The organism is uncultured Ferrovibrio sp., assembly GCF_937960835.1.
In the GTDB taxonomy this organism is placed as follows: domain Bacteria; phylum Pseudomonadota; class Alphaproteobacteria; order Ferrovibrionales; family Ferrovibrionaceae; genus Ferrovibrio.
Genome location: NZ_CALGPC010000006.1, coordinates 61448 through 80094 on the forward strand (window position 1 = coordinate 61448; position 18647 = coordinate 80094).

General features: G+C 64.6%; 23 protein-coding genes. 15 read left to right on the forward strand and 8 right to left on the reverse strand.

Going from position 1 to position 18647, the window contains the following annotated elements; translation table 11 throughout:
- Positions 1 to 29 precede the first annotated feature (29 nt).
- On the forward strand, positions 30 to 533 hold the full coding sequence (locus Q0603_RS04655; protein ID WP_298722771.1) for a GntR family transcriptional regulator: 504 nt from the start codon (positions 30 to 32) through the stop codon (positions 531 to 533).
- 31 nt (positions 534 to 564) lie between these two features.
- Complete coding sequence (locus Q0603_RS04660; RefSeq protein WP_298722774.1) at positions 565 to 753, forward strand: hypothetical protein; 189 nt, start codon at positions 565 to 567, stop codon at positions 751 to 753.
- 9 nt (positions 754 to 762) lie between these two features.
- On the opposite strand, the gene sugE is transcribed toward Q0603_RS04660, so the two are convergent.
- Complete coding sequence (gene sugE / locus Q0603_RS04665) at positions 763 to 1080, reverse strand: quaternary ammonium compound efflux SMR transporter SugE (protein ID WP_298722777.1); 318 nt, start codon at positions 1078 to 1080, stop codon at positions 763 to 765.
- Between the two features lie 12 nt (positions 1081 to 1092).
- Positions 1093 to 1812, reverse strand: a complete 720-nt coding sequence (locus tag Q0603_RS04670; RefSeq protein ID WP_298724193.1) for a 3-oxoacyl-ACP reductase family protein — start codon at positions 1810 to 1812, stop codon at positions 1093 to 1095.
- A gap of 165 nt (positions 1813 to 1977) precedes the next feature.
- Here Q0603_RS04670 and Q0603_RS04675 point away from each other — a divergent pair, with 165 nt between their 5' ends.
- Positions 1978 to 2679, forward strand: a complete 702-nt coding sequence (locus Q0603_RS04675; RefSeq protein WP_298722782.1) for a TetR/AcrR family transcriptional regulator — start codon at positions 1978 to 1980, stop codon at positions 2677 to 2679.
- 126 nt (positions 2680 to 2805) lie between these two features.
- On the opposite strand, the gene puuE is transcribed toward Q0603_RS04675, so the two are convergent.
- The 3 genes from puuE to Q0603_RS04690 all read right to left on the reverse strand — a co-directional run bounded on the left by puuE (position 2806) and on the right by Q0603_RS04690 (position 6400).
- The gene (puuE, locus tag Q0603_RS04680) at positions 2806 to 3795 is read right to left on the reverse strand and encodes an allantoinase PuuE (RefSeq protein WP_298722785.1); all 990 of its coding nucleotides are present in this window, start codon (positions 3793 to 3795) and stop codon (positions 2806 to 2808) included.
- Between the two features lie 2 nt (positions 3796 to 3797).
- On the reverse strand, positions 3798 to 4970 hold the full coding sequence (locus tag Q0603_RS04685) for an ArgE/DapE family deacylase (RefSeq protein WP_298724195.1): 1173 nt from the start codon (positions 4968 to 4970) through the stop codon (positions 3798 to 3800).
- A 197-nt stretch (positions 4971 to 5167) separates the two neighbouring features.
- A complete protein-coding gene (locus Q0603_RS04690) occupies positions 5168 to 6400 on the reverse strand; it encodes an allantoate amidohydrolase (protein WP_298722788.1) in 1233 nt (410 codons plus the stop codon).
- Positions 6401 to 6508: 108 nt separating this feature from the next.
- Here Q0603_RS04690 and Q0603_RS04695 point away from each other — a divergent pair, with 108 nt between their 5' ends.
- The 4 genes from Q0603_RS04695 to Q0603_RS04710 all read left to right on the forward strand — a co-directional run bounded on the left by Q0603_RS04695 (position 6509) and on the right by Q0603_RS04710 (position 9233).
- Positions 6509 to 7777 carry a glycerate kinase gene (locus Q0603_RS04695; RefSeq protein WP_298722792.1) on the forward strand — a complete coding sequence of 423 codons (1269 nt, stop codon included), beginning with the start codon at positions 6509 to 6511 and terminating at the stop codon, positions 7775 to 7777.
- Between the two features lie 99 nt (positions 7778 to 7876).
- Positions 7877 to 8389 carry a 2-oxo-4-hydroxy-4-carboxy-5-ureidoimidazoline decarboxylase gene (gene uraD, locus Q0603_RS04700; protein WP_298722795.1) on the forward strand — a complete coding sequence of 171 codons (513 nt, stop codon included), beginning with the start codon at positions 7877 to 7879 and terminating at the stop codon, positions 8387 to 8389.
- Between the two features lie 17 nt (positions 8390 to 8406).
- Positions 8407 to 8760, forward strand: a complete 354-nt coding sequence (uraH, locus tag Q0603_RS04705) for a hydroxyisourate hydrolase (protein ID WP_298722798.1) — start codon at positions 8407 to 8409, stop codon at positions 8758 to 8760.
- Positions 8760 to 9233 (forward strand): nucleoside deaminase, encoded by a 474-nt coding sequence (locus Q0603_RS04710; protein WP_298722801.1) that lies wholly within the window; start codon positions 8760 to 8762, stop codon positions 9231 to 9233. Before uraH ends, Q0603_RS04710 begins: the two co-directional genes overlap by 1 nt.
- Positions 9234 to 9429: 196 nt before the next feature.
- Here the strand turns inward: Q0603_RS04710 and Q0603_RS04715 are convergent, their stop codons facing one another.
- Both Q0603_RS04715 and Q0603_RS04720 read right to left on the reverse strand, forming a co-directional pair.
- On the reverse strand, positions 9430 to 10617 hold the full coding sequence (locus Q0603_RS04715; RefSeq protein WP_298722804.1) for a urate hydroxylase PuuD: 1188 nt from the start codon (positions 10615 to 10617) through the stop codon (positions 9430 to 9432).
- 115 nt (positions 10618 to 10732) lie between these two features.
- A complete protein-coding gene (locus Q0603_RS04720; RefSeq protein WP_298722807.1) occupies positions 10733 to 11290 on the reverse strand; it encodes a hypothetical protein in 558 nt (185 codons plus the stop codon).
- Between the two features lie 112 nt (positions 11291 to 11402).
- Between Q0603_RS04720 and Q0603_RS04725 the strand changes: the two genes are divergently transcribed.
- The gene (locus Q0603_RS04725; protein ID WP_298722810.1) at positions 11403 to 11960 is read left to right on the forward strand and encodes a histidine phosphatase family protein; all 558 of its coding nucleotides are present in this window, start codon (positions 11403 to 11405) and stop codon (positions 11958 to 11960) included.
- Between the two features lie 33 nt (positions 11961 to 11993).
- Here Q0603_RS04725 and phnF read toward each other — a convergent pair whose 3' ends face one another.
- The gene (gene phnF, locus Q0603_RS04730; protein WP_298722813.1) at positions 11994 to 12749 is read right to left on the reverse strand and encodes a phosphonate metabolism transcriptional regulator PhnF; all 756 of its coding nucleotides are present in this window, start codon (positions 12747 to 12749) and stop codon (positions 11994 to 11996) included.
- Between the two features lie 142 nt (positions 12750 to 12891).
- Between phnF and phnG the strand changes: the two genes are divergently transcribed.
- The 7 genes from phnG to Q0603_RS04765 are packed head-to-tail and all read left to right on the forward strand — an operon-like array spanning position 12892 to position 18634.
- Positions 12892 to 13371 (forward strand): phosphonate C-P lyase system protein PhnG, encoded by a 480-nt coding sequence (gene phnG / locus Q0603_RS04735; RefSeq protein WP_298722815.1) that lies wholly within the window; start codon positions 12892 to 12894, stop codon positions 13369 to 13371.
- 2 nt (positions 13372 to 13373) lie between these two features.
- A complete protein-coding gene (gene phnH / locus Q0603_RS04740; RefSeq protein ID WP_298722817.1) occupies positions 13374 to 14000 on the forward strand; it encodes a phosphonate C-P lyase system protein PhnH in 627 nt (208 codons plus the stop codon).
- A 1-nt stretch (position 14001) separates the two neighbouring features.
- Entirely contained in the window at positions 14002 to 15105 is a 1104-nt protein-coding gene (locus Q0603_RS04745; RefSeq protein ID WP_298722820.1) for a carbon-phosphorus lyase complex subunit PhnI, read from the forward strand.
- Positions 15102 to 16013, forward strand: coding sequence for an alpha-D-ribose 1-methylphosphonate 5-phosphate C-P-lyase PhnJ (locus tag Q0603_RS04750; protein ID WP_298722823.1), 912 nt, complete (start codon positions 15102 to 15104; stop codon positions 16011 to 16013). Before Q0603_RS04745 ends, Q0603_RS04750 begins: the two co-directional genes overlap by 4 nt.
- Positions 16010 to 16786, forward strand: a complete 777-nt coding sequence (gene phnK, locus Q0603_RS04755; protein WP_298722826.1) for a phosphonate C-P lyase system protein PhnK — start codon at positions 16010 to 16012, stop codon at positions 16784 to 16786. Before Q0603_RS04750 ends, phnK begins: the two co-directional genes overlap by 4 nt.
- Positions 16787 to 16793: 7 nt before the next feature.
- Positions 16794 to 17489: a phosphonate C-P lyase system protein PhnL gene (gene phnL / locus Q0603_RS04760; protein WP_366132447.1), complete on the forward strand. Its 696-nt coding sequence runs from the start codon at positions 16794 to 16796 to the stop codon at positions 17487 to 17489.
- Positions 17486 to 18634, forward strand: coding sequence for an alpha-D-ribose 1-methylphosphonate 5-triphosphate diphosphatase (locus tag Q0603_RS04765; protein WP_298722828.1), 1149 nt, complete (start codon positions 17486 to 17488; stop codon positions 18632 to 18634). Before phnL ends, Q0603_RS04765 begins: the two co-directional genes overlap by 4 nt.
- Positions 18635 to 18647: the final 13 nt, after the last annotated feature.

Genomic DNA, 18647 nt, shown 5'->3' on the forward strand with positions numbered 1-18647 from the left:
GGGAAGCTTCCGGGCAGCACAGTATCGGCGTGACTGAGGCGCGCATCTGCAAGGCCGCAATCCTGAAAATCACCGCCGCAGATGTCCAGCAATCGGCGCGCAGAATCTGGCGCGCCGGCTGCGCGTCAATATCGGCTGCGCGCAGGCGGCAGAACGGCGCAGCCAGTAGCAGCAGCGGTAGCGGCGCCCGGCGCGGCGCCATCGATGACGCCACCATCCATGACAGCGTCCATACCACGATTGTCGAGCATATCGTCATGCCGGGCACCAAGCTGGCCGGGGATGTGCTGGCCAAGGCCTTCAGGGTGTCGCGCACGCGCATCCGCAAGGTGCTGCTGGCGCTGGCGCATGAAAATCTGGTGACCCTGCAGCACAGTCGCGGCGCCTCGGTCGCAAAATCAAGTGTGCAGGAAGCGCGCGACCGCCGCATGGCGATCAAACTGTCGGGCGAACTCCATCTCGAACTGGCCAGGCTGCTCGGCAACGAGCCGCGGACCCTTTTTTTAAGGCGCTCATCTCGCGCACCTCGCTGATCATCGCGGTCTGCGAGGCGCCGGGCACACCATGTACAGCCATGAGGAGCATGGCGCGCTGCTCGACCGGCTGGCGGCGAAGGATGCGGCGGGCACGGTGCGCTACATGGAGGAGCATCTGCAGCGCATCGAGGAGGGGCTCGGTCTTGCCGCCGCGCGCCGCCGGCCGGTCGATCTGCAGGACGTGTTCAGCCGTCTGGCCGCCAAGGGCGCGCGCTAGCCCGCCGCATCAGCCTTCGACGATTTTCAGGCCGACGATCCCGATCAGGATCAGCGACAGAAGGCTGATCCGCGCGAGGCTGGCCGCCTCGCCCAGAACCAGCATGCCGACCACAGCGACACCAATTGCGCCGATGCCGACCCAGACGGCATAGGCCGTGCCGACCGGGAGCGATTTCAGCGCCATGGTCAGCAGGACGAAACTGGTCACCGCCGCGCCGATGCCGATGACGCTCGGCCAGAGCCGGGTGAAGCCGTCGGTCTGCTTGAGCGCAATGGCCCAGACCACCTCCAGCAATCCGGCTATCACCAGCATGATCCAGGCCATCGCGTGCCCTCCTTACGCGTTCACGCCGCCATCGACGGTGATCTGCGCGCCGGTGACGTAGCTGGCGGCTGGACTGGCGAGGAAGGCGACCGTCGCGGCGATCTCCTCCGCCTGGCCGTAGCGGCCAAGTGCGGTGAGCGCGCGCTGATTGTCGGCATCAGGCCCGTCGGCGGGATTCATCTCGGTGTCGATCGGGCCGGGCTGCACGACATTGACGGTGATGCCGCGCGAACCGAGATCGCGGGCCAGGCCGCGCGTCATGCCGGTCATTGCCGCCTTGCTCATCGAATAGAGCGTGATGCCGGGGAAGCGGACATTCTCGCCGAGACATGAGCCAATCGTGATGATGCGGCCGCCCTCTTTCATCGCCTCTGCGGCATCGAGCGCGGCGAGATACGGCGCGCGGGTGTTGATCGCCAGGGTGCGGTCGATGTCTTCCAGGCTGTTGCCAGGCGCGACGATGCCGGCGTTGTTGACCAGGATGTCGATGCGGCCGAAGGTCTTCACGGTCTGCGCCACCGCATCGCGGGTGGCCTGCGCCTCGGCATGGTCGGCCTTGATGGCCAGCGCGCGGCGGCCGAGCTTCTCGATCTCCTGGACAACGGCCTTCGCCCGGTCCGGCGAGGCGGCATAAGTCAGCGCCACATCGGCGCCGTTTCTGGCCAGACGCAGCGCGATGGCTGCGCCAATGCCGCGGCTGCCGCCGGTCACCAGGGCTACTTTTCCGCTCAATTCGGTCATGCAGGATCTCCTTATCTGCGCTGTTGAATTTGTAGTAATCGATACAGAATAGGAGGCGCCAGATAGGAGCCTTGCCGCGCCCGGTCAAGGGGATTATTTTATCGACTGCTACAAAATGTGAAGGAAGGGCAGGAAACGGATATGGCGGCTCGCGCCATGACGAGGACGGCTGCGAAGGTGGCAAAAACGCCAAAAACCGGGGCGGCCAAGGCCAAGACAGCTGGGGCTAAAGCGGCCAAGGCTGCGTCCTCCCGCGGCCGGCCGCGCAGCTTCGACCGCGATGCGGCGCTGGCGGCTGCCATGCGCGTTTTTTGGCAGCGCGGCTATGAAGCGACCAGCATCCATGACCTTACCGCCGCGATGGGGATCAATCCGCCGAGCCTTTATGCCTGCTTCGGCTGCAAGGAAGCGCTGTTCCAGGAGGCCGTGGCGCTCTATCAGCGCACCGAGGGGCAAGCAGCCAACCGCGCACTGCAGGAAGAGCCGACCGCGAGGGATGCCATCGCTACCATGCTGCGCCGCTATGTCATGGATTACACCGATCCGGGCAAGCCGGCCGGCTGCATGATCGTGCTGGCAGCCGCCGTCGGCACGCCGGACAGCGACGAGGTGCGCGCGCTGCTGCGCAAGGAGCGGCAGGCGGCGCTGAGCAGCATCGCCACCCGGATCAGGCGCGGCATCAATGATGGCGACGTGCCGCCCGGCACTGATGCGCGCCGCGTCGCCGCCTTCTATGCCACCGTGGTGCAGGGGCTTTCCATCCAGGCCCGCGACGGCGCCAGCCGCAGCGAGCTGCTGGCCGTGGTCGACGGCGCAATGGCGGCGTGGGACGGGCTGGTGGGAAAGAAGTCGCGGTAGGTGGCCGTTGGCTTTTTCTCTTGTCGGCACGAGATGGCCGGGTCAAGCCCGGCCATGACGATAGAACAGGCCCGGGCATGACGTGAAGCGCGGCCCGGCCATGACGGCGCTAGTCGGCTGGCGGTCTCACCCCCGATACGGATGCACGCGCTTCCAGTGTTCGGCGATATCGATGCGCCGTGCGATCCAGACCTTGTCGTGGCGCTGGATGTAATCCATGAAGCGTGCAAGTGCCGCCGCGCGGCCGGGGCGGCCGGCGAGGCGGCAATGCAGCGCGACCGTCATCATCTTCGGCGAACCCTGCTGGCCCTCGCGGTAAAGCACGTCGAAGGCGTCCTTCAGATAGTCGAAGAAATCCGTGCCGGTGGCAAAGCCATGCAGCTGGCCGAATTTCATGTCGTTGTTGTCGAAGGTATAGGGCAGCACGAGCTGCGGCTTTTTGCCGACCAGGGTCCAGTAGGGCAGGTCGTCGTCATACGCATCCGAGTCGTAGACGAAGCCGCCTTCCTCCACGACCAGCTTGCGCGTGTTCGACGACAGCCGCCCGGTATACCAGCCGAGCGGGCGCTGGCCGGTGGTCTGGCGGATCGCCTCGATGGCGAGCTTCATATGCGCGCGCTCGGTGGCGATCGGCACTTTCGCGTAGTCGTACCAGCGCCAGCCATGGCTTGCGACCTCGTGTCCGGCCTCGTGCATTGCCTGTGCCGCTTCCGGATATCGCGCCACCGCCATGCCGACCGCCCAGGAGGTGAATTTCAGGTCGCGCTCGGCGAACAGGCGCATCAGCCGCCAGAAACCGGCGCGGCTGCCATAGTCGTAGACCGACTCCACCTGCTCGTCGCGCATGCGCTCGCGCGGCACGCCGCCGGGCACTTCATGCAGGAAGGTCTCGGAGACCTTGTCGCCATGCAGAATGCTGCGCTCGCCGCCCTCTTCATAATTGAGGACGAAGCTGACCGCGATTTTCGCCCCGTTCGGCCATTGCGGATCGGGCGGATTGGGGCCGTAGCCTTTGAGGTCGCGCGGATAGGGCGCCTTACCCAAAGCCTTTGCGACGATGTCCGTCGTTCTGGCGGCTTTCTTCTTCGCGGTCGTCTTCGTCGTCTTCCGGGCCATGCTCACCTCAGTAGTTCGTAAAGCGTGCGGGCAACCACTTCGGTCGCCTTAAAGAGATCGGACAGGACCAGCTTCTCGTCGGCACGATGGCCGTTGGCTTCCAAAAGATTGCGTGGCCCGGCGCCGTAGAGCACGGTTTTCACGCCGGCAGCCGAGTAATGCCGTGCATCGGTATAAAGTGGGATGCCTTCGGTGCCGACCGGCTTGCCCATGATCTCGCTCGCATTGCGCGCCAGGATGTCAATCAGCCTGTCGACGCCTTCGACCTTGCCGAAAGGGCGCGCCAGCATGATGCGCCTGACCTCGACGCTGATGCCCGGCAGGCCGCTGGCAGCGGCGTCGATCACATTGCGCAGGCCGGTTTCCACCACTTCCGGATTCTCTTCCGGCACCATGCGGCGGTCGAGGCGGAAGCTGACGCGGTCTGGTACCACATTGGTGTTGATGCCGCCCTTGATCAGCCCAACCACCATGGAGGGCGAGGTGATGCCTTCCACCTTGGATTTGATCTGGCTCAGCGTATCGCGATAGGCGTAGAGCGCGGTGAGGATCTTGGTGGCGGCTTCCAGCGCGTCATGGCCGGTATCAGGCCGCGCCGCATGGGCGGATTTGCCGTTCACCGTGACTTCCAGATGCAGGCAGCCGTTATGCGCGGTGGTGATCGCGTAGGAGAAGCCGGCCGAGAAGGCATAATCCGGCTTCGAGATACCTTGCTGCAGCAGCCATTGCGGCCCGATGGCGCCGCCGGCTTCTTCGTCATAGGTCAGATGCAGTTCGATGGTGCCGTTCAACGGCTGGCCCAGCTTTTCCAGCGCCAGCAAAGCATAGGCATAGGTGACGAAATCCGATTTCGACACTGCCACGCCGCGGCCATACATCACGCCATCCTTGATGACGGCGCCGTATGGATCGACGCTCCAGCCTTCGCCCGGCGCCACCACATCGCCATGGGCGTTGAGCGCAACCACGGGGCCTTCGCCGAATTTCCGGCGCACGATCAGGTTGGTGCAGGAGATCATGCCGTTCTCCTTCACCAGCGCTTCCGGCACCGGATGACGCTCGACCGTGAAGCCAAGCTGTTCCAGCAGTTCGGCCGCGCGGCGGGCATGCGGCGCGCAGTCGCCCGGCGGATTGTCGGACGGCACCTTGACGAGTTCCGCCAGCATGGCGGTCATGTTGTCTTTCTGCGCGGCGATGAAATCGTGGATCGCGGCGGCCGTGGCCTGGTCGATGCTCATATACTGATCCTGCTGCCTTCTTTTTTTGACACCCCGGGAAAAGACCAGGGATCCCATTCGGTTTGCATCGAAATGAGACCCGGCTCGCGCTTCGCTTGGCCGGGGTGACGGTTACAAGGTGGCCTCAATCCGCATCACTGAACCGTACGGAAGTTCTCGATGAAATGCAGAAGCGCCGCGGTGGCCAGCTCGACATCCTCGGGCAGCACGGCTTCCAGCGGATTGTGGCTGATGCCTTTGGTGCAGCGCATGAAGATCATACCGATGGGACAAAGCGGAGCAAGCGTTGCGGCATCGTGGCCGGCACCGGACGGCAGATGCATCGTTTCCACACCCTGGGCGCGGATCGCTTCTTCGGCAGCCTTCATCAGCGCCGGATGGCAGGGCGTCGCGGTGCTGTTGTAAAGCTCGGTGACCGAGACCTTCAGCTTGCGGCGGGCACAGATCGCCTCGATCTCGCGCAGCACGTCGTCGATCGCGGCATCGCGGGTGGCATCGTCGCTGGCGCGGATGTCGACCGAGAATCGCGCCATGCCCGGAATCACGTTCATCGCGCCGGGCAAAGCCTCCATCATGCCGACCGTGCCGACCAAAGTAGGCGTGCCGGTGCAGCGTTTCTCGATGAAGAGCGCAGCTTCTGCGGCGGCGAGCAGGGCATCCTGGCGCTGGCCCATCGGCACGGTGCCGGCATGACCGGCAAGGCCGGTGACCTCGACGCGATGGCGCCGCGCGCCGGAGATCGCGGTGACGACGCCAAGCGCCAGATTGTTATGCTCCAGCACCGGGCCCTGTTCGATATGCAGTTCCATGAAGGCGGCAACCGAGCCGGGCTTGCGGGCGCAGGAGCCCACTTTCGCCGGATCGAGACCATAGGCCTTGTAGGCTTCGCCCATGGAGATGCCGTTGCGGTCCTTGGCTTCCAGCATGGCGGGATCGAACGTGCCGGCGATGGCGCGGCTGCCGGTCATCGGCGAGCCGAAGCGGGTGCCTTCCTCGTTGACAAATCCGACCACCTCGATGGTGAAGGGCAGGCGCTTGCCGCGCCTGTTCAGGTCGGCGATGCAGGCAATCGGCGCGATGACGCCCAGCATGCCATCGTATTTGCCGGCATTGCGCACCGTGTCGAGATGCGAACCCAGCATCAGCACGGGGGCATCGGGCGAGGTGCCTTCATAGCGGCCAACGACGTTGCCGGCGGAATCGTGTTCGACGCTCATGCCGGCTTCGCGCATCCATTGCGCGGCTTTCTCATGGGCTGCTTTTTGCTCGGGCGTCAGAAAGGTGCGGACCAGGAAGTCGGGGCTTTCGCTGATGCGGCCAAGTTCGTCAAGCTGGGCCAGCATGCGGTCGGCAAAACGGAAGGCCATGGGGCGGGAGACCTGATGTTGGAATTGTATACAGTTTTGACTGTACACTGCGGCCGAACACTGGCCAAGAGCGTCTGCATCCTTTAGCAAAATGGCAAGGAGGCGCCGATGACCCGCAACGATCCGGAAACGCTGCTGCGTGCGATGTTTGACGCGGCCCGCAAGGCTGCCGATCCGGCGATCTGCGTGCCGTTGCATCTGCCGAAGCCGCCGAAGGGCCGCATGGTGGTGGTCGGCGCCGGCAAGGCGGCGGCCAGCATGGCGCGCGCCGTGGAGCAGCATTGGCAGGGCAGCGCGCTGGATGGCGTGGTGGTGACGCGCTACGGCCATGCAGTGGACTGCCAGTCGATTGCCGTGATCGAGGCCTCGCATCCGGTGCCCGATGCCGCTGGCGAGAAGGCAGCCGGACTGATCCTGGACAAGGTGAAGGGGCTGGGGCCAGACGATCTGGTGCTGTGCCTGATCTCTGGCGGCGGTTCGGCTTTGCTGGCTTTGCCTGCGCCGGGTCTAAGCCTTGCGGACAAGCAGGCGGTGAACCAGGCGCTGCTGAAATCCGGCGCCAGCATCGCGGAAATGAACTGCGTGCGGAAGCATCTTTCGGCGATCAAGGGCGGGCGGCTTGCCGCAACGGCAGCGCCGGCCCGCGTGGTGTCGCTGCTGATCTCCGATGTGCCGGGCGACGATCCGGCGGTGATCGCTTCCGGCCCCACCGTGCCCGATCCCACCAGCTTTGCCGATGCGCGGGCCGTGCTGCAGAAATACGGCATCACGCCCCCGCCGGCCGTGGCGCGGCATCTGGAAGCGGCAATGGACGAGACGCCGAAGCCCGGTGATGCTGCCTTTGCGCATACCGAGACGATTATGGTGGCGACGCCGCAGATGGCGCTGGAAGCCGCAGCTGAAGTCGCGCGCAAGGCCGGCATCACGCCCGTCATCCTGGGTGATGCCATCGAAGGCGAGGCCCGCGAGGTGGCGCAGGTGATGGCCGGCATCGCGCGGCAGGTGCGCCGCCATGGCCAGCCGGCGAAGGCACCCTGCGTGCTGCTGTCCGGCGGCGAGACGACGGTGACGGTGCGCGGCAAGGGGCGCGGCGGGCGCAATGCCGAATTCCTCACCGCTTTGGCGGTGGCACTGGATGGCGCAGAGGAGATTTACGCGCTGGCGGCCGATACCGACGGCATCGATGGCAGCGAAGACAATGCCGGCGCCTGGCTGGCGCCCGACAGCATGGCGCGCGCCGCTGCGAAAGGCGTTTCCGCTAAGGAATGCCTGGCCAACAACGATGGCTATGGCTTCTTCCAGGCGACCGGCGGCCTGGTCGTGACGGGGCCTACCCTGACCAACGTGAACGACTTCCGGGCCATTCTGGTTTTATAACCGGATCGCCCTGCGCGGGCTTGACCGCTGCGAAACGTTCTGGTCCCAATTCGGAAAACAGGGATCCTCGGTGACGCCCGAGGGTGACAGAAGGAACGCATGACCACGCTCTCCGAACTCAACGCCATGCCGGCCGCGGATTTCATCGCCGCACTGGGTGGCATATTCGAGCATTCACCCTGGATCGCGCAGCGCGTCGCCAGCCTGCGGCCGTTTTCCAGTCTCGACAGCCTGCATGGCGCGATGGTGCAGGTGATGTGGGCGGCGACGCCGGAAGAAAAGCTGGGCCTGCTGCGCGCGCATCCGCAGCTTGCCGGCAAAGAAGCCGATAGCGGCACACTGACCGCGCATTCGACCAGCGAGCAGGACAGCGTCGGGCTGACGCGCCTGTCGCCGGAAGAAAAGCAGCGCATCCGCGAGATGAACCATGCTTATTTGGAGCGGCATGGCTTTCCCTTCATCATTGCAGTGAAGCTGCGCACCAAGAGCCAGATCTTCGCCGAATTCGAGCGGCGGCTGGCCAATGCGCCGGCGGATGAATTCGTCACGGCGCTGAACGAAGTGGGCAAGATCGCCCGGCTGCGGCTGGAAGCGCTGCTGGCTGCCGCCTGAACGGAAAGGATGTCGCGATGGGCCGCCTGAGCACCCATGTGCTGGATACGATGCATGGCAAGCCGGCCGCTGGCGTAAAGATCGAGCTCTATGCGCTGGAGGGCGAAGCGCGCCGGCTGATCAAGCGCGCCGTTACCAATGCCGATGGGCGCACCGATGCGCCGCTTTTGATCGGCGAGGAATACAAGCCCGGCCGCTATGAGCTGGTATTCCATGTCGGCGCTTACTTTCGGGCAAAAGGCGTGGCCTTGCCCGAGCCGGCCTTCCTTGATGCCGTGCCGATCCGTTTTGCCATGGCCGAAGCCGACGGGCATTATCATGTGCCGCTGCTGGCCTCGCCCTGGAGCTTCTCGACCTATCGGGGATCGTGATGACCGATCATGCCGCCTTCATGCGCCGCGCCATTGCCCTGAGCCGCGAGCATATGGAGGCCGGCCATGGCGGTCCTTTCGGCGCGGTGGTCGTGCATGAAGGGAGGATCGTCGGCGAAGGCTGGAACCAGGTGACCGGCGCGAACGATCCGACCGCCCATGCGGAAGTCGTGGCGATCCGCGCTGCCTGCCAGGCTCTGGGCCGCTTTGATCTGCGCGGCGCGACGATCTACACAAGCTGCGAGCCCTGCCCGATGTGCCTGGCGGCGGCCTATTGGGCGCGGGTGGACAGGCTTTATTACGCCAATACGCAGGAGGATGCGGCGGCGATCGATTTCGACGACGCCTTCCTCTACCGCGAACTGGCGCTACCGATGGCAAAGCGCAGCCTGAAATGCGAGCAGATCCTGCGCGACGAGGCGCTGGAGGTCTTCAAGGCCTGGACGGCAAAGCCGGACAAGGTGCCGTATTGAGAGTGGGCGAGGCGGATGCATGTTCCGTTCGCCCGGCTGCCTTCTCTCGCCTGATTTGATCGTCATGGCACGCTTCAGGTGCTCGGGCCCATCAATGCTTTTTGGCCCGAGCCTGACATCGTAATCGCCCGTCACGCCCGGGCTTGACCCGGGCGTCTTGTACCGAATGGAAAAAGACCGCGGGTAACGCGCAGCCCTAATCCAGCTTCGCGCCGGCGGTGATCCAGGCGCCGAGCATCTGGCGCTCCTCCTCGGTGATCTCGGTGATGTTGCCGGGCGGCATGGCTTCGGTGCGCACGGCCTGCTGGTTGATCAGCGCGGCGAAGCGGCGCAACTGTTCGGGCGTTTCCAACATCACGCCTTTCGGTGCCTCGGCAATGCCGTCAAAGGTCGGCCGTGCGGCATGGCAGGCGGTGCAGCGCGCCGCCACGATGCGCTGCGCATCCTCGACGCCGACATTGCCGGCATGGGCGCTGCGGCGCGGATCCCACTGAGTGAAGAAGACGAGGCCGACCACCAGCAGGAAGGCGATGACGAGGAACTCGTAGCGCTGGCCGCGGCCCTGGTTCTTCAGGTTGAAGAAATGCCGCACCAGACCGCCGATGATCATCACCACGGCCAGGATCACCCAGCCATAAGGATGGCCGTAGGTCACCGGGTAATGGTTGCTGATCATGGCGAACAGCACCGGCAGGGTCAGGTAGTTGTTGTGCAGCGAACGCTGCTTGGCCTGCTTGCCATAGACCGGGTCCGGCGTCTGGCCGGCCAGCATCTGGGCCACGGCCTTCTTCTGGTTCGGAATGATCACATGGGCGACATTGGCCGTCATGATCGTGCCGATCAGCGCGCCGACATGCAGATAGGCGGCACGGGCTGAGAAGACCTGCGCATAGCCATAGGCGGCGGCTACCAGCAGAACGAATCCGACCATGGCCAGGGCTGCATCGTTCTTGCCCAGCGGCGATTTGCACAGCCGGTCGTAGAGCAGCCAGCCAAGGATCAGCGAGCCGACGCTGATGCCAATCGCCTGCCATTGCGCGAGCGGCAGCACCTTGCTGTCGATCAGATAGAGATCGGCGCCGGCGTAATACAGCACGCCCAGCAGGAAGAAGCCCGACAGCCAGGTGAAGTAGGACTCGTATTTGAACCAGTGCAGTTCCTTGGGCAGCTGCGGCGGAGCGACCGCGTATTTCTCGGTGAAGTAAAAGCCGCCACCGTGGATCATCCAGGTCTCGCCCAGCACGCCGGGCTTGGTGTGCTCGCTCTTGCGCAGCGAATTGTCGAGCCAGATGAAAAAAAAGGACGAGCCGATCCAGGCGATGCCAAAGATCAGGTGCATCCAGCGCAGCACCAGATTGAGCCATTCAAGGGCAAGATCGGTCATGTAGGCGAAAACTCCGGGCAGGCAAAAGGCGCGTGAAGCGCAATCAGCCGTAAAGCCGGTCAGCAGAATCGTCAACCGGAATTGTGTGCGATTTGATGCAGACGCTGATGCCTGGTCAGTTCAGCCGCGGCGGCGGCGCCGGTTCCAGCTCGGCCAGAATCGCGCGAACGCTATCGAGATGCGGATTGATCTGCAGCGCGGCGTTGAAGGCGCTGGCCGCTGCCGCCTTCTCGCCGCAGCGCAGGCAGATCTGGGCGAAGCCGCAGATGGCGCCGAAATGGCGCGGTTCCAGCGCCAGGGTGCGGCGGATATCCTCCAGGCTCTCGGCGTCGCGGCGGGTGAGGTAATAAAGCGTCGCGCGCTTGTTCCAGGCCTCAGCCCAGTCCGGCGCCTCGCGCACGAGTGCATCGAGCAGGGTCTCGGCTTCGGAAAAACGCCGGCGCGCGATGGCCGAGATCGCCCGCTGCATGCGCGCCTCCAGCGCCGGATCGTCATGGGCGGTCCACAGCGCCCAGATATCGTCCTCGATTTCCTCCGGCGGGCGCGGCGGCTTGGCCGATTGCAGCGCGCTGAAGAGCGGCGCTAAGCGGTCGGACGGTAAGGCGCCGGCAACCACCGGCGGCGCTGGCGCCGTCAGGATCAGTTTCAGCACATCGGAAACGGGCAGATTCATTGCAGGCCCCCATTCCGTCATCTTAAGCCGCTGCTCGGTCAGCCCTGGGCGGCTGGAGCGGATGCTCTATGACTTAGGACTTAGTACGAATGCGCGGGCTGGCGAGGTGAGCGTGCGGCGTCTGATCCACTGTGTCGTCGTTTTGTTGCTGTGGCCCATCTGCCCGGCGGTGGCCAGTGACGACGGTAGTTTATGGCAGGCCTTGCGTGAGCGGCGTGCCGCGGCGCTGATCCGCCATGCGGAAGCGCCAGGAATCGGCGATCCACCCGGCTTTCGGCTGGATGACTGCAGCACGCAACGCAATCTGTCCGAGGCCGGCCGCAATCAGGCGCGCCGCTTCGGCAATGAATTCCGCCGCAACGGCGTCGATGCGGCCCTGGTGCTGAGCAGCGCCTGGTGCCGGGCCCAGGATACCGCGCGGCTGCTGGATCTCGGCCGCGTCGAGGTTGCGCCCGCGCTCGCCTCGCTGCATGGCCGTCCGGAGCGCCGCGCGGCGCAGATGGCAGAGCTGCGCGCCCTGATTCACAGCCTGCCGGAAGACCGGCCGGTAATCCTCATTTCGCATCACGCGACGATTGGCGCCTTCACTGAGGCTTATCCGCAGAATGGCGAAGCCATCGTCATCGACCGGCGCAGCCTTGCTGTGCTGGGCCGCCTGCGGGTGCCGTAAGCCCAGGCCAGATCAGGGTTCATCGGGGCCAGATCAAGCCAGATATTCGATGCTGAGCGTGATGTGGTCGGCGGCGAAACGCGCGCGGACGAATTCCACCGGCTTACCGCGCGGATCGACATTGACGGTTTCGCTGACCAGAACGGGACGCGTGCGCGGCAGTTGCAGCAGACGTGCGTCGCTGGCAGAGATCAGCTTCGCCGCGATCCGCGTGGTGCGCCGGGAATAATCCGCTACCCCGCCAAGCTTCATCGCGCCGGTGATCGAGCCCGCGCGTCGGAACAACTCGGGCATGTCGGGGAAGCGATCGACGGTGAAATAATGACTGCTGACGCTAACTGGCTTGTCGTCCGCCCTGTTGCGCGTCTCAAGCTGCCAGACCGGCGCGCCGGTGGGGATGCCAAGTGCGCGGGCAATGTCGCCCGGCGCAGGCACGGTTTCGGCAAATATCAATTCACGCATCGGCTTCTTCTGCCTGGTCAGCAGGTTCTCGGTGAAGCGCGTGCGCGGCCCGAGCGCATAATCGAGCGAGCTTTCGGCGACGAACATGCCACGGCCCTGCTCGATGCTGACCAGGCCATGCTCGGCCAGCCGGTTCATCGCCTGCCGGACGGTATGGCGGTTGACGCCGAATTGGCGGGCAAGCTGCTTCTCGGTCGGCAATTGCGTGCCGGGCTTGTAGTCGCCGCGACGGATCGCCTGTTCGAGATTGGCCGCGATCTGCCGCCAGACGGTAAGTCCGCTGCCACGCTCGATCTTGCCAATGTCCGATGCGCTGTCGCCGGTCACGTCGATGCCTGCTCGTTCTTAAAACGACTGTCGAAGCCGATTGTCATAAAAACTTCCCCAAATGCTGGCTTGATAAGATCCGGATCAGGGATTAGACATATAGATGTCTAGACAAATTTAGACGAATGTGCAAGAGGTCCAGATGACCGCAGCCCTTTCTCCAGACGATCCAGCCATTACTGCGCGGCAGCGCCGGCTTGCCATTCTGGCGCGGACTGACGCCACCGCCCTGCAGCAAGCCTGGGACGGGCTGGCGGAGAAGCCGCGCTACCGCCATCTCAAGGTGCCGGAGACGGGACTGGTGATGGTGCGGGCCCGCGCCGGCGGCGTTGGGCAGCGCTTTAATCTGGGCGAGATGACGGTGACGCGCTGCGTCGTCGCCGTGGAAGCGGCTGGCCGGGAATTGATGGGCGTGGGCTACGTGCAGGGCCGCGATGCCCGCAAGGCGGAGCTGGTGGCTTTGTTCGACGCGCTGGCGCTCGATCCGGCCCATGCGCCGAAGATCGAGGCCGACCTGATCGTGCCGGCGCAGAAGCTGTTGGCCGAGAAGCGGCAGAAACGCGCGGAGAAAGTCGCCGCCACCAAGGTTGATTTCTTCACCCTCGTGCGCGGGGAGGGCTGAGCATGACCATGCTGTCATCAGCACCTTCATCATCCGCCCCGCCTGCAGGATTCAGCGATCCGGTGCAGCAAAGCCAGGCAAGCTTCCGCGCGCTTCTGGATGCGATGGCGCGGCCTGGCCGCATTGCCAGCATCGCCGGCGACATTGGCCGTCCTGATGGCGTGACGCAGGCCCTGGCGGCTGCCGCATTGACCTTATGCGATCTGGATACGCCGGTCTGGCTCGGGCCCGGCTTCGATACGCCTGCCCTGAAGAACTGGCTGCGGTTCCATACCGGCGCGCCGGTTGTCGCGCAGGCGGGTGCGGCGCAATTCGCACTGCTCAATGCCGGCCAGCCTCTGCCCAACCTGGAAAATTTTGCTCAGGGCAGCGACGAAGCGCCGGAGAAGGGTGCCACGCTGCTGATCCAGGTTGCGACGCTGCAAGGAAAAACCGCGATGCAATGGCGCGGACCGGGCATCAAGGACGGCGTCGCCATGCCGCCCTGCGGTCTGCCAATGGCGTTCTGGCAACAGCGCGCGGCGCTGAGCGCGGCCTTTCCGCGCGGCCTCGACCTTTATCTGTGCTGCAGCACTGACCTGATCGGCCTGCCGCGCAGCACGGCGATCACCTTCGCGACGGAGGCCTGACATGTATGTGGCCGTCAAAGGCGGCGAAGCCGCCATCGAGAACGCCCATAAGCTTCTGGCTGAGGACCGCCGCGGCGATCCCGATGTACCGGAACTGACGGTTGCGCAGATCCGCGAGCAGCTAAGCCTCGCGGTCGACCGCGTGATGACGGAAGGCTCTGTCTACGATCCCGATCTGGCGGCGCTGGCGCTGAAACAGGCGCGCGGCGATCAGGTGGAGGCGATCTTTCTTCTGCGCGCCTATCGCACGACCCTGCCGCGTTTCGCCGTGTCCAAGCCGATCGATACGGCCAGAATGCAGGTATCGCGGCGGATTTCCTCCTGCTTCAAGGACATGCCGGGCGGTCAGTTGCTGGGGCCGACCTTCGACTACACTCACCGCCTGCTGGATTTCAGCCTGCTGGCTAAGGGCGAGGCGCCGCAGGCGGAGGGAAACGGCGGCAGTGTTGCGGATGCGTTGCCGCAGGTGGTCGATCTTTTGAATGCCGAAGGGCTGATCGAGCAGGAAAAGCCCGATCCGGATGACGCGCCGGTCGGCGATCTGACGCGTGAGCCGCTGCTGCTGCCCGCCGGGCGCGATGTCAGGCTGCAGAATCTGGCGCGCGCTGATGAGGGCTATCTGCTGGCGCTCGGCTATTCGACGCAGCGCGGCTATGCGCGGTCGCATCCTTTCGTCGGCGAAATCCGCTCGGGCGAGGTTTCGGTTGAGATCGACGTGCCGGAACTCGGCTTCAGCGTCGATATCGGCGATATCACCGTTACCGAATGCCAGATGGTGAACCAGTTCCGGGGGTCCAAAACCGAGCCGCCGAAATTCACCCGCGGCTATGGCCTGAGCTTCGGCTATGCCGAGCGCAAGGCGATGGCGATGGCGCTGGTCGATCGCGCTTTGCGGGCCGAGGAATTGGGCGAGGACGTGACCGCGCCGGCGCAGGATCAGGAATTTGTGCTGTATCACGCCGACAACGTGGAAGCCTCGGGCTTCGTGCAGCATCTGAAACTGCCGCATCATGTCGATTTCCAGTCGGAACTGACCCTGGTGCGCACCATGCGGGCGGAGATTGCGGCCGAGCGCGAGGAAGCGCTTCGGGAGGCGGCGCAATGACGATTCAGCAGAGCTACGCGGCAACGGCGACCGTGGCAGGATACAACTTCGCCTTTCTGGACGAGCAGACCAAGCGGATGATCCGACGCGCCATTTTGAAGGCCGTCGCGATTCCGGGCTATCAGGTGCCGTTCGGCAGCCGTGAAATGCCGTTGCCCTATGGCTGGGGCACCGGTGGCATGCAGGTGACGGCCGCGGTGATTGGCAAGAATGATGTGCTGAAGGTGATCGACCAGGGTGCCGACGACACCACCAACGCCGTCTCGATCCGCCGCTTCTTCACCCGCATGACCGGTGTAGCGACGACGGAAAAGACCCGCGAGGCGACACTTATCCAGACGCGCCACCGCGTGCCGGAAATGCCGCTGACGGAAAATCAGATCCTCGTCTATCAGGTGCCGATCCCGGAGCCCCTGCGCTGGCTGGAGCCGCGCGAAAGCGAAACGCGCAAGATGCATGCCCTGAGCGAATACGGCGTCATGCATGTGAAGCTGTATGAGGATATATCACGGCATGGCCATATCTCGACCGCTTACGATTATCCGGTGATGGTGAATGGCCGCTATCTGATGCGCTGCTCGCCGATCCCGAAATTCGATACGCCGAAGCTGCATATGAACGCGGCGCTGCAATTGTTCGGTGCGGGGCGCGAGAAGCGCATCTATGCCGTGCCGCCCTATACGGAGGTCAAGCCGCTCGATTTCGAGGACCATCCCTTCCAGATCGAACGCTGGCCGGAGACCTGCGCATTGTGCAACGCCGAAGACAGCTTCCTCGACGAGGTGATTCTCGACGACAGGGGCGGGCGGATGTTCGTCTGCTCGGATACCGATTATTGCAGCGAACGCCAGGCTGCCGGACATCGCGGCCGCATGGCGGCGCCCTACAAGGAAGAGGCGGCACAATGATCGACATGCCTTTGCTGAGCGTCGAGGGCTTGAGCAAGAGTTTCGGCCGCCAGGTGGCCTGCCGCGACATATCCTTCGAGCTCTGGCCCGGCGAGGTGCTGGGGATTGTCGGCGAGAGCGGCTCCGGCAAGTCGACTTTGCTCAATTGCATCGCCGGGCGGATCGCCGTCGATGGCGGCAAGATCCTCTACCGCACGGCAGCCGGCGACATCGTCGATCTTGCTACGGCGCTGGAATCGCGCAAGCGCCATCTGATGCGCACCGAATGGGGTTTCGTGCAGCAGCATGCCCGCGATGGTCTGCGCATGAATTTTTCAGCCGGCGCCAATATCGGCGAGCGGTTGATGGCGCTGGGCCGGAAGCATTACGGCAGCCTGCGCGACACGGCGCTGGAATGGATGGCGGCCGTCGAGATGCCGGGCGAGCGCATCGACGATCTGCCGCGCAGCTTTTCGGGCGGCATGCAGCAGCGCCTGCAGATCGCCCGCAACCTGGTGACCCGTCCGCGCATCGTGCTGATGGACGAGCCGACCGGCGGGCTGGATGTCTCCGTGCAGGCACGGCTGCTCGACCTGATCCGCCGGCTGGTGCAGGACTACAATGTCGCCGCCATCGTGGTGACGCACGATCTGGGCGTGGCGCGCCTGTTGGCGCATCGCCTGATGGTGATGCGCCATGGCGAAGTGGTCGAGACCGGCCTGACCGACCAGTTGCTGGACGATCCGCAGCATGCCTATACGCAGCTGCTGGTATCCTCCGTGCTCAGCGTGTGAGGCTGCCATGGAGATGATCCGCGTCGAAAATCTGGAAAAGACCTTCACCCTGCATCTGCGGGGCGGCGTGGCGCTGCCGGTGCTGCGCGATACCTCGCTGAGCGTCAGCGCGGGCGAATGCGTCACCCTGCACGGGCCGTCCGGTGCGGGCAAGTCCACCCTGCTGCGCTCGATCTACGGCAATTACCGGCCCCAGGGCGGACGCATCCTGCTACGCCATGACGGTGAACTGGTCGATATCGTCGGCGCCCAGCCGCGCGTGGTGCTGGATATCCGCAAGCGCACGCTGGGTTACGTGACGCAGTTTCTGCGCGTCATTCCCCGCGTGGCGACTTTGGATATCGTGGCCGAGCCGCTGATTGCGCGCGGCGTTCTGGCCGAGGCGGCAAGGGAGCGGGCGCGCCTGCTGCTGAGCCAGCTGCAGGTTCCGGAGAAGATGTGGAGCCTGCCGCCAGCGACTTTCTCAGGTGGCGAGCAGCAGCGTATCAATATCGCGCGCGGCTTTGCCGCGGAGTATCCCATTCTTCTGCTGGACGAACCGACGGCATCACTGGATGATCACAACCGCAAAATTGTCATAAACCTGATCAATGATGCCCGCGAGCGCGGCGCGGCCATCGTTGCCATCGTGCATGATGCCGAAACGCGCGCCGCCATCACCACCCGCCTGTTACCATTGCAAGCCCTGGGAGCCGCGGCATGAGTTTTGAATTGGCCATTACCAATGCCCGCATCGTCGGCCGCCATGCCATCATCGAGTCCGGCAGCCTGCTGGTTCGCGACGGCGTGATCGCCGATCTGGATTCCGACAGCCGCCCGGTGGCAGGTGCCGAGGATTTCGGCGGCGATTATCTGCTGCCCGGGCTGGTCGAACTGCATACCGACAATCTGGAAAAGCATTTCGCGCCGCGGCCTGGCGTGCGCTGGCCCGGCAAGCTGGCGGTGATCAGCCATGACGCACAAATCGCCGCCGCCGGCATTACCACCGTGCTGGACGCCATCGCGGTGGGTGATCTGCGCGATAATGCGGTGCGCATGGAAATCCTGCGCGACATGATCGCCGCCATCGAGGCGAGCCAGCAGGGCGGCATGCTGCGCGCGGAACACCTGCTGCATCTGCGCTGCGAAATCTCGTTCAAGAATCTGATGCCGCTGGTCGAGCCGCTGACCGAACTGAGCTGGCTGAAGCTGGTTTCGGTGATGGACCACACGCCGGGCCAGCGGCAATTCGTCAATTTGCAGACATACCGGCAGTATTACCAGCGCAAGTACGGCTTGTCGGGCGAGGCCATGGATCAGTTCATGGCCGAGCAGATCGCCAATGCCAAAGCCTATGGCGCGCAGAACCGCCGCCGCATCGTGGCGCTGTGCCGCGAGAAGGGCCTGCCGCTGGCCAGCCATGATGACGCCACGCCCGAGCATGTGGCCGAAGCCGCGGCCGACGGCATGGTGGTGGCGGAATTCCCGACCACGCGCGAAGCGGCGGCCCTGTCGCGCCAGCATGGCATGCAGGTGATGATGGGTGGGCCCAATCTGGTGCGCGGCGGGTCGCATTCGGGCAACATCTCGGCGCGCTCGTTGGCCGAGGAGAGCCAGCTCGACATCATCTCCTCGGATTACGTGCCGAGCAGCATGATCCAGTCGGTTTTCCTGCTGCCCAAGGAAGTGCCGGACATTTCGCTGCCGCAGGCGGTGGCGATGGCTTCGGCCAATCCGGCGGACGCCATTGGCCTGAAGGATCGCGGCGCGATCGAGCCGGGGCGGCGCGCCGATCTCGTCCGCGTCAGCCTGATCGACGACACGCCGGTGGTGCGCGCCGTCTGGCGCAATGGCCAGCGCGTGATGTAAGTAAGCGTGTCAT

Bases quoted from the DNA above. Each gene is read 5' to 3' on its own strand.
- Q0603_RS04660 (WP_298722774.1), top strand. From the start codon at position 565: ATGTACAGCCATGAGGAGCATGGCGCGCTGCTCGACCGGCTGGCGGCG.
- sugE (WP_298722777.1), bottom strand. From the start codon at position 1,080: ATGGCCTGGATCATGCTGGTGATAGCCGGATTGCTGGAGGTGGTCTGG.
- Q0603_RS04675 (WP_298722782.1), top strand. From the start codon at position 1,978: ATGACGAGGACGGCTGCGAAGGTGGCAAAAACGCCAAAAACCGGGGCG.
- puuE (WP_298722785.1), bottom strand. From the start codon at position 3,795: ATGGCCCGGAAGACGACGAAGACGACCGCGAAGAAGAAAGCCGCCAGA.
- Q0603_RS04685 (WP_298724195.1), bottom strand. From the start codon at position 4,970: ATGACCGCCATGCTGGCGGAACTCGTCAAGGTGCCGTCCGACAATCCG.
- Q0603_RS04690 (WP_298722788.1), bottom strand. From the start codon at position 6,400: ATGGCCTTCCGTTTTGCCGACCGCATGCTGGCCCAGCTTGACGAACTT.
- Q0603_RS04695 (WP_298722792.1), top strand. From the start codon at position 6,509: ATGACCCGCAACGATCCGGAAACGCTGCTGCGTGCGATGTTTGACGCG.
- uraD (WP_298722795.1), top strand. From the start codon at position 7,877: ATGACCACGCTCTCCGAACTCAACGCCATGCCGGCCGCGGATTTCATC.
- uraH (WP_298722798.1), top strand. From the start codon at position 8,407: ATGGGCCGCCTGAGCACCCATGTGCTGGATACGATGCATGGCAAGCCG.
- Q0603_RS04710 (WP_298722801.1), top strand. From the start codon at position 8,760: ATGACCGATCATGCCGCCTTCATGCGCCGCGCCATTGCCCTGAGCCGC.
- Q0603_RS04715 (WP_298722804.1), bottom strand. From the start codon at position 10,617: ATGACCGATCTTGCCCTTGAATGGCTCAATCTGGTGCTGCGCTGGATG.
- Q0603_RS04720 (WP_298722807.1), bottom strand. From the start codon at position 11,290: ATGAATCTGCCCGTTTCCGATGTGCTGAAACTGATCCTGACGGCGCCA.
- phnG (WP_298722815.1), top strand. From the start codon at position 12,892: ATGACCGCAGCCCTTTCTCCAGACGATCCAGCCATTACTGCGCGGCAG.
- phnH (WP_298722817.1), top strand. From the start codon at position 13,374: ATGACCATGCTGTCATCAGCACCTTCATCATCCGCCCCGCCTGCAGGA.
- Q0603_RS04745 (WP_298722820.1), top strand. From the start codon at position 14,002: ATGTATGTGGCCGTCAAAGGCGGCGAAGCCGCCATCGAGAACGCCCAT.
- Q0603_RS04750 (WP_298722823.1), top strand. From the start codon at position 15,102: ATGACGATTCAGCAGAGCTACGCGGCAACGGCGACCGTGGCAGGATAC.
- phnK (WP_298722826.1), top strand. From the start codon at position 16,010: ATGATCGACATGCCTTTGCTGAGCGTCGAGGGCTTGAGCAAGAGTTTC.
- phnL (WP_366132447.1), top strand. From the start codon at position 16,794: ATGGAGATGATCCGCGTCGAAAATCTGGAAAAGACCTTCACCCTGCAT.
- Q0603_RS04765 (WP_298722828.1), top strand. From the start codon at position 17,486: ATGAGTTTTGAATTGGCCATTACCAATGCCCGCATCGTCGGCCGCCAT.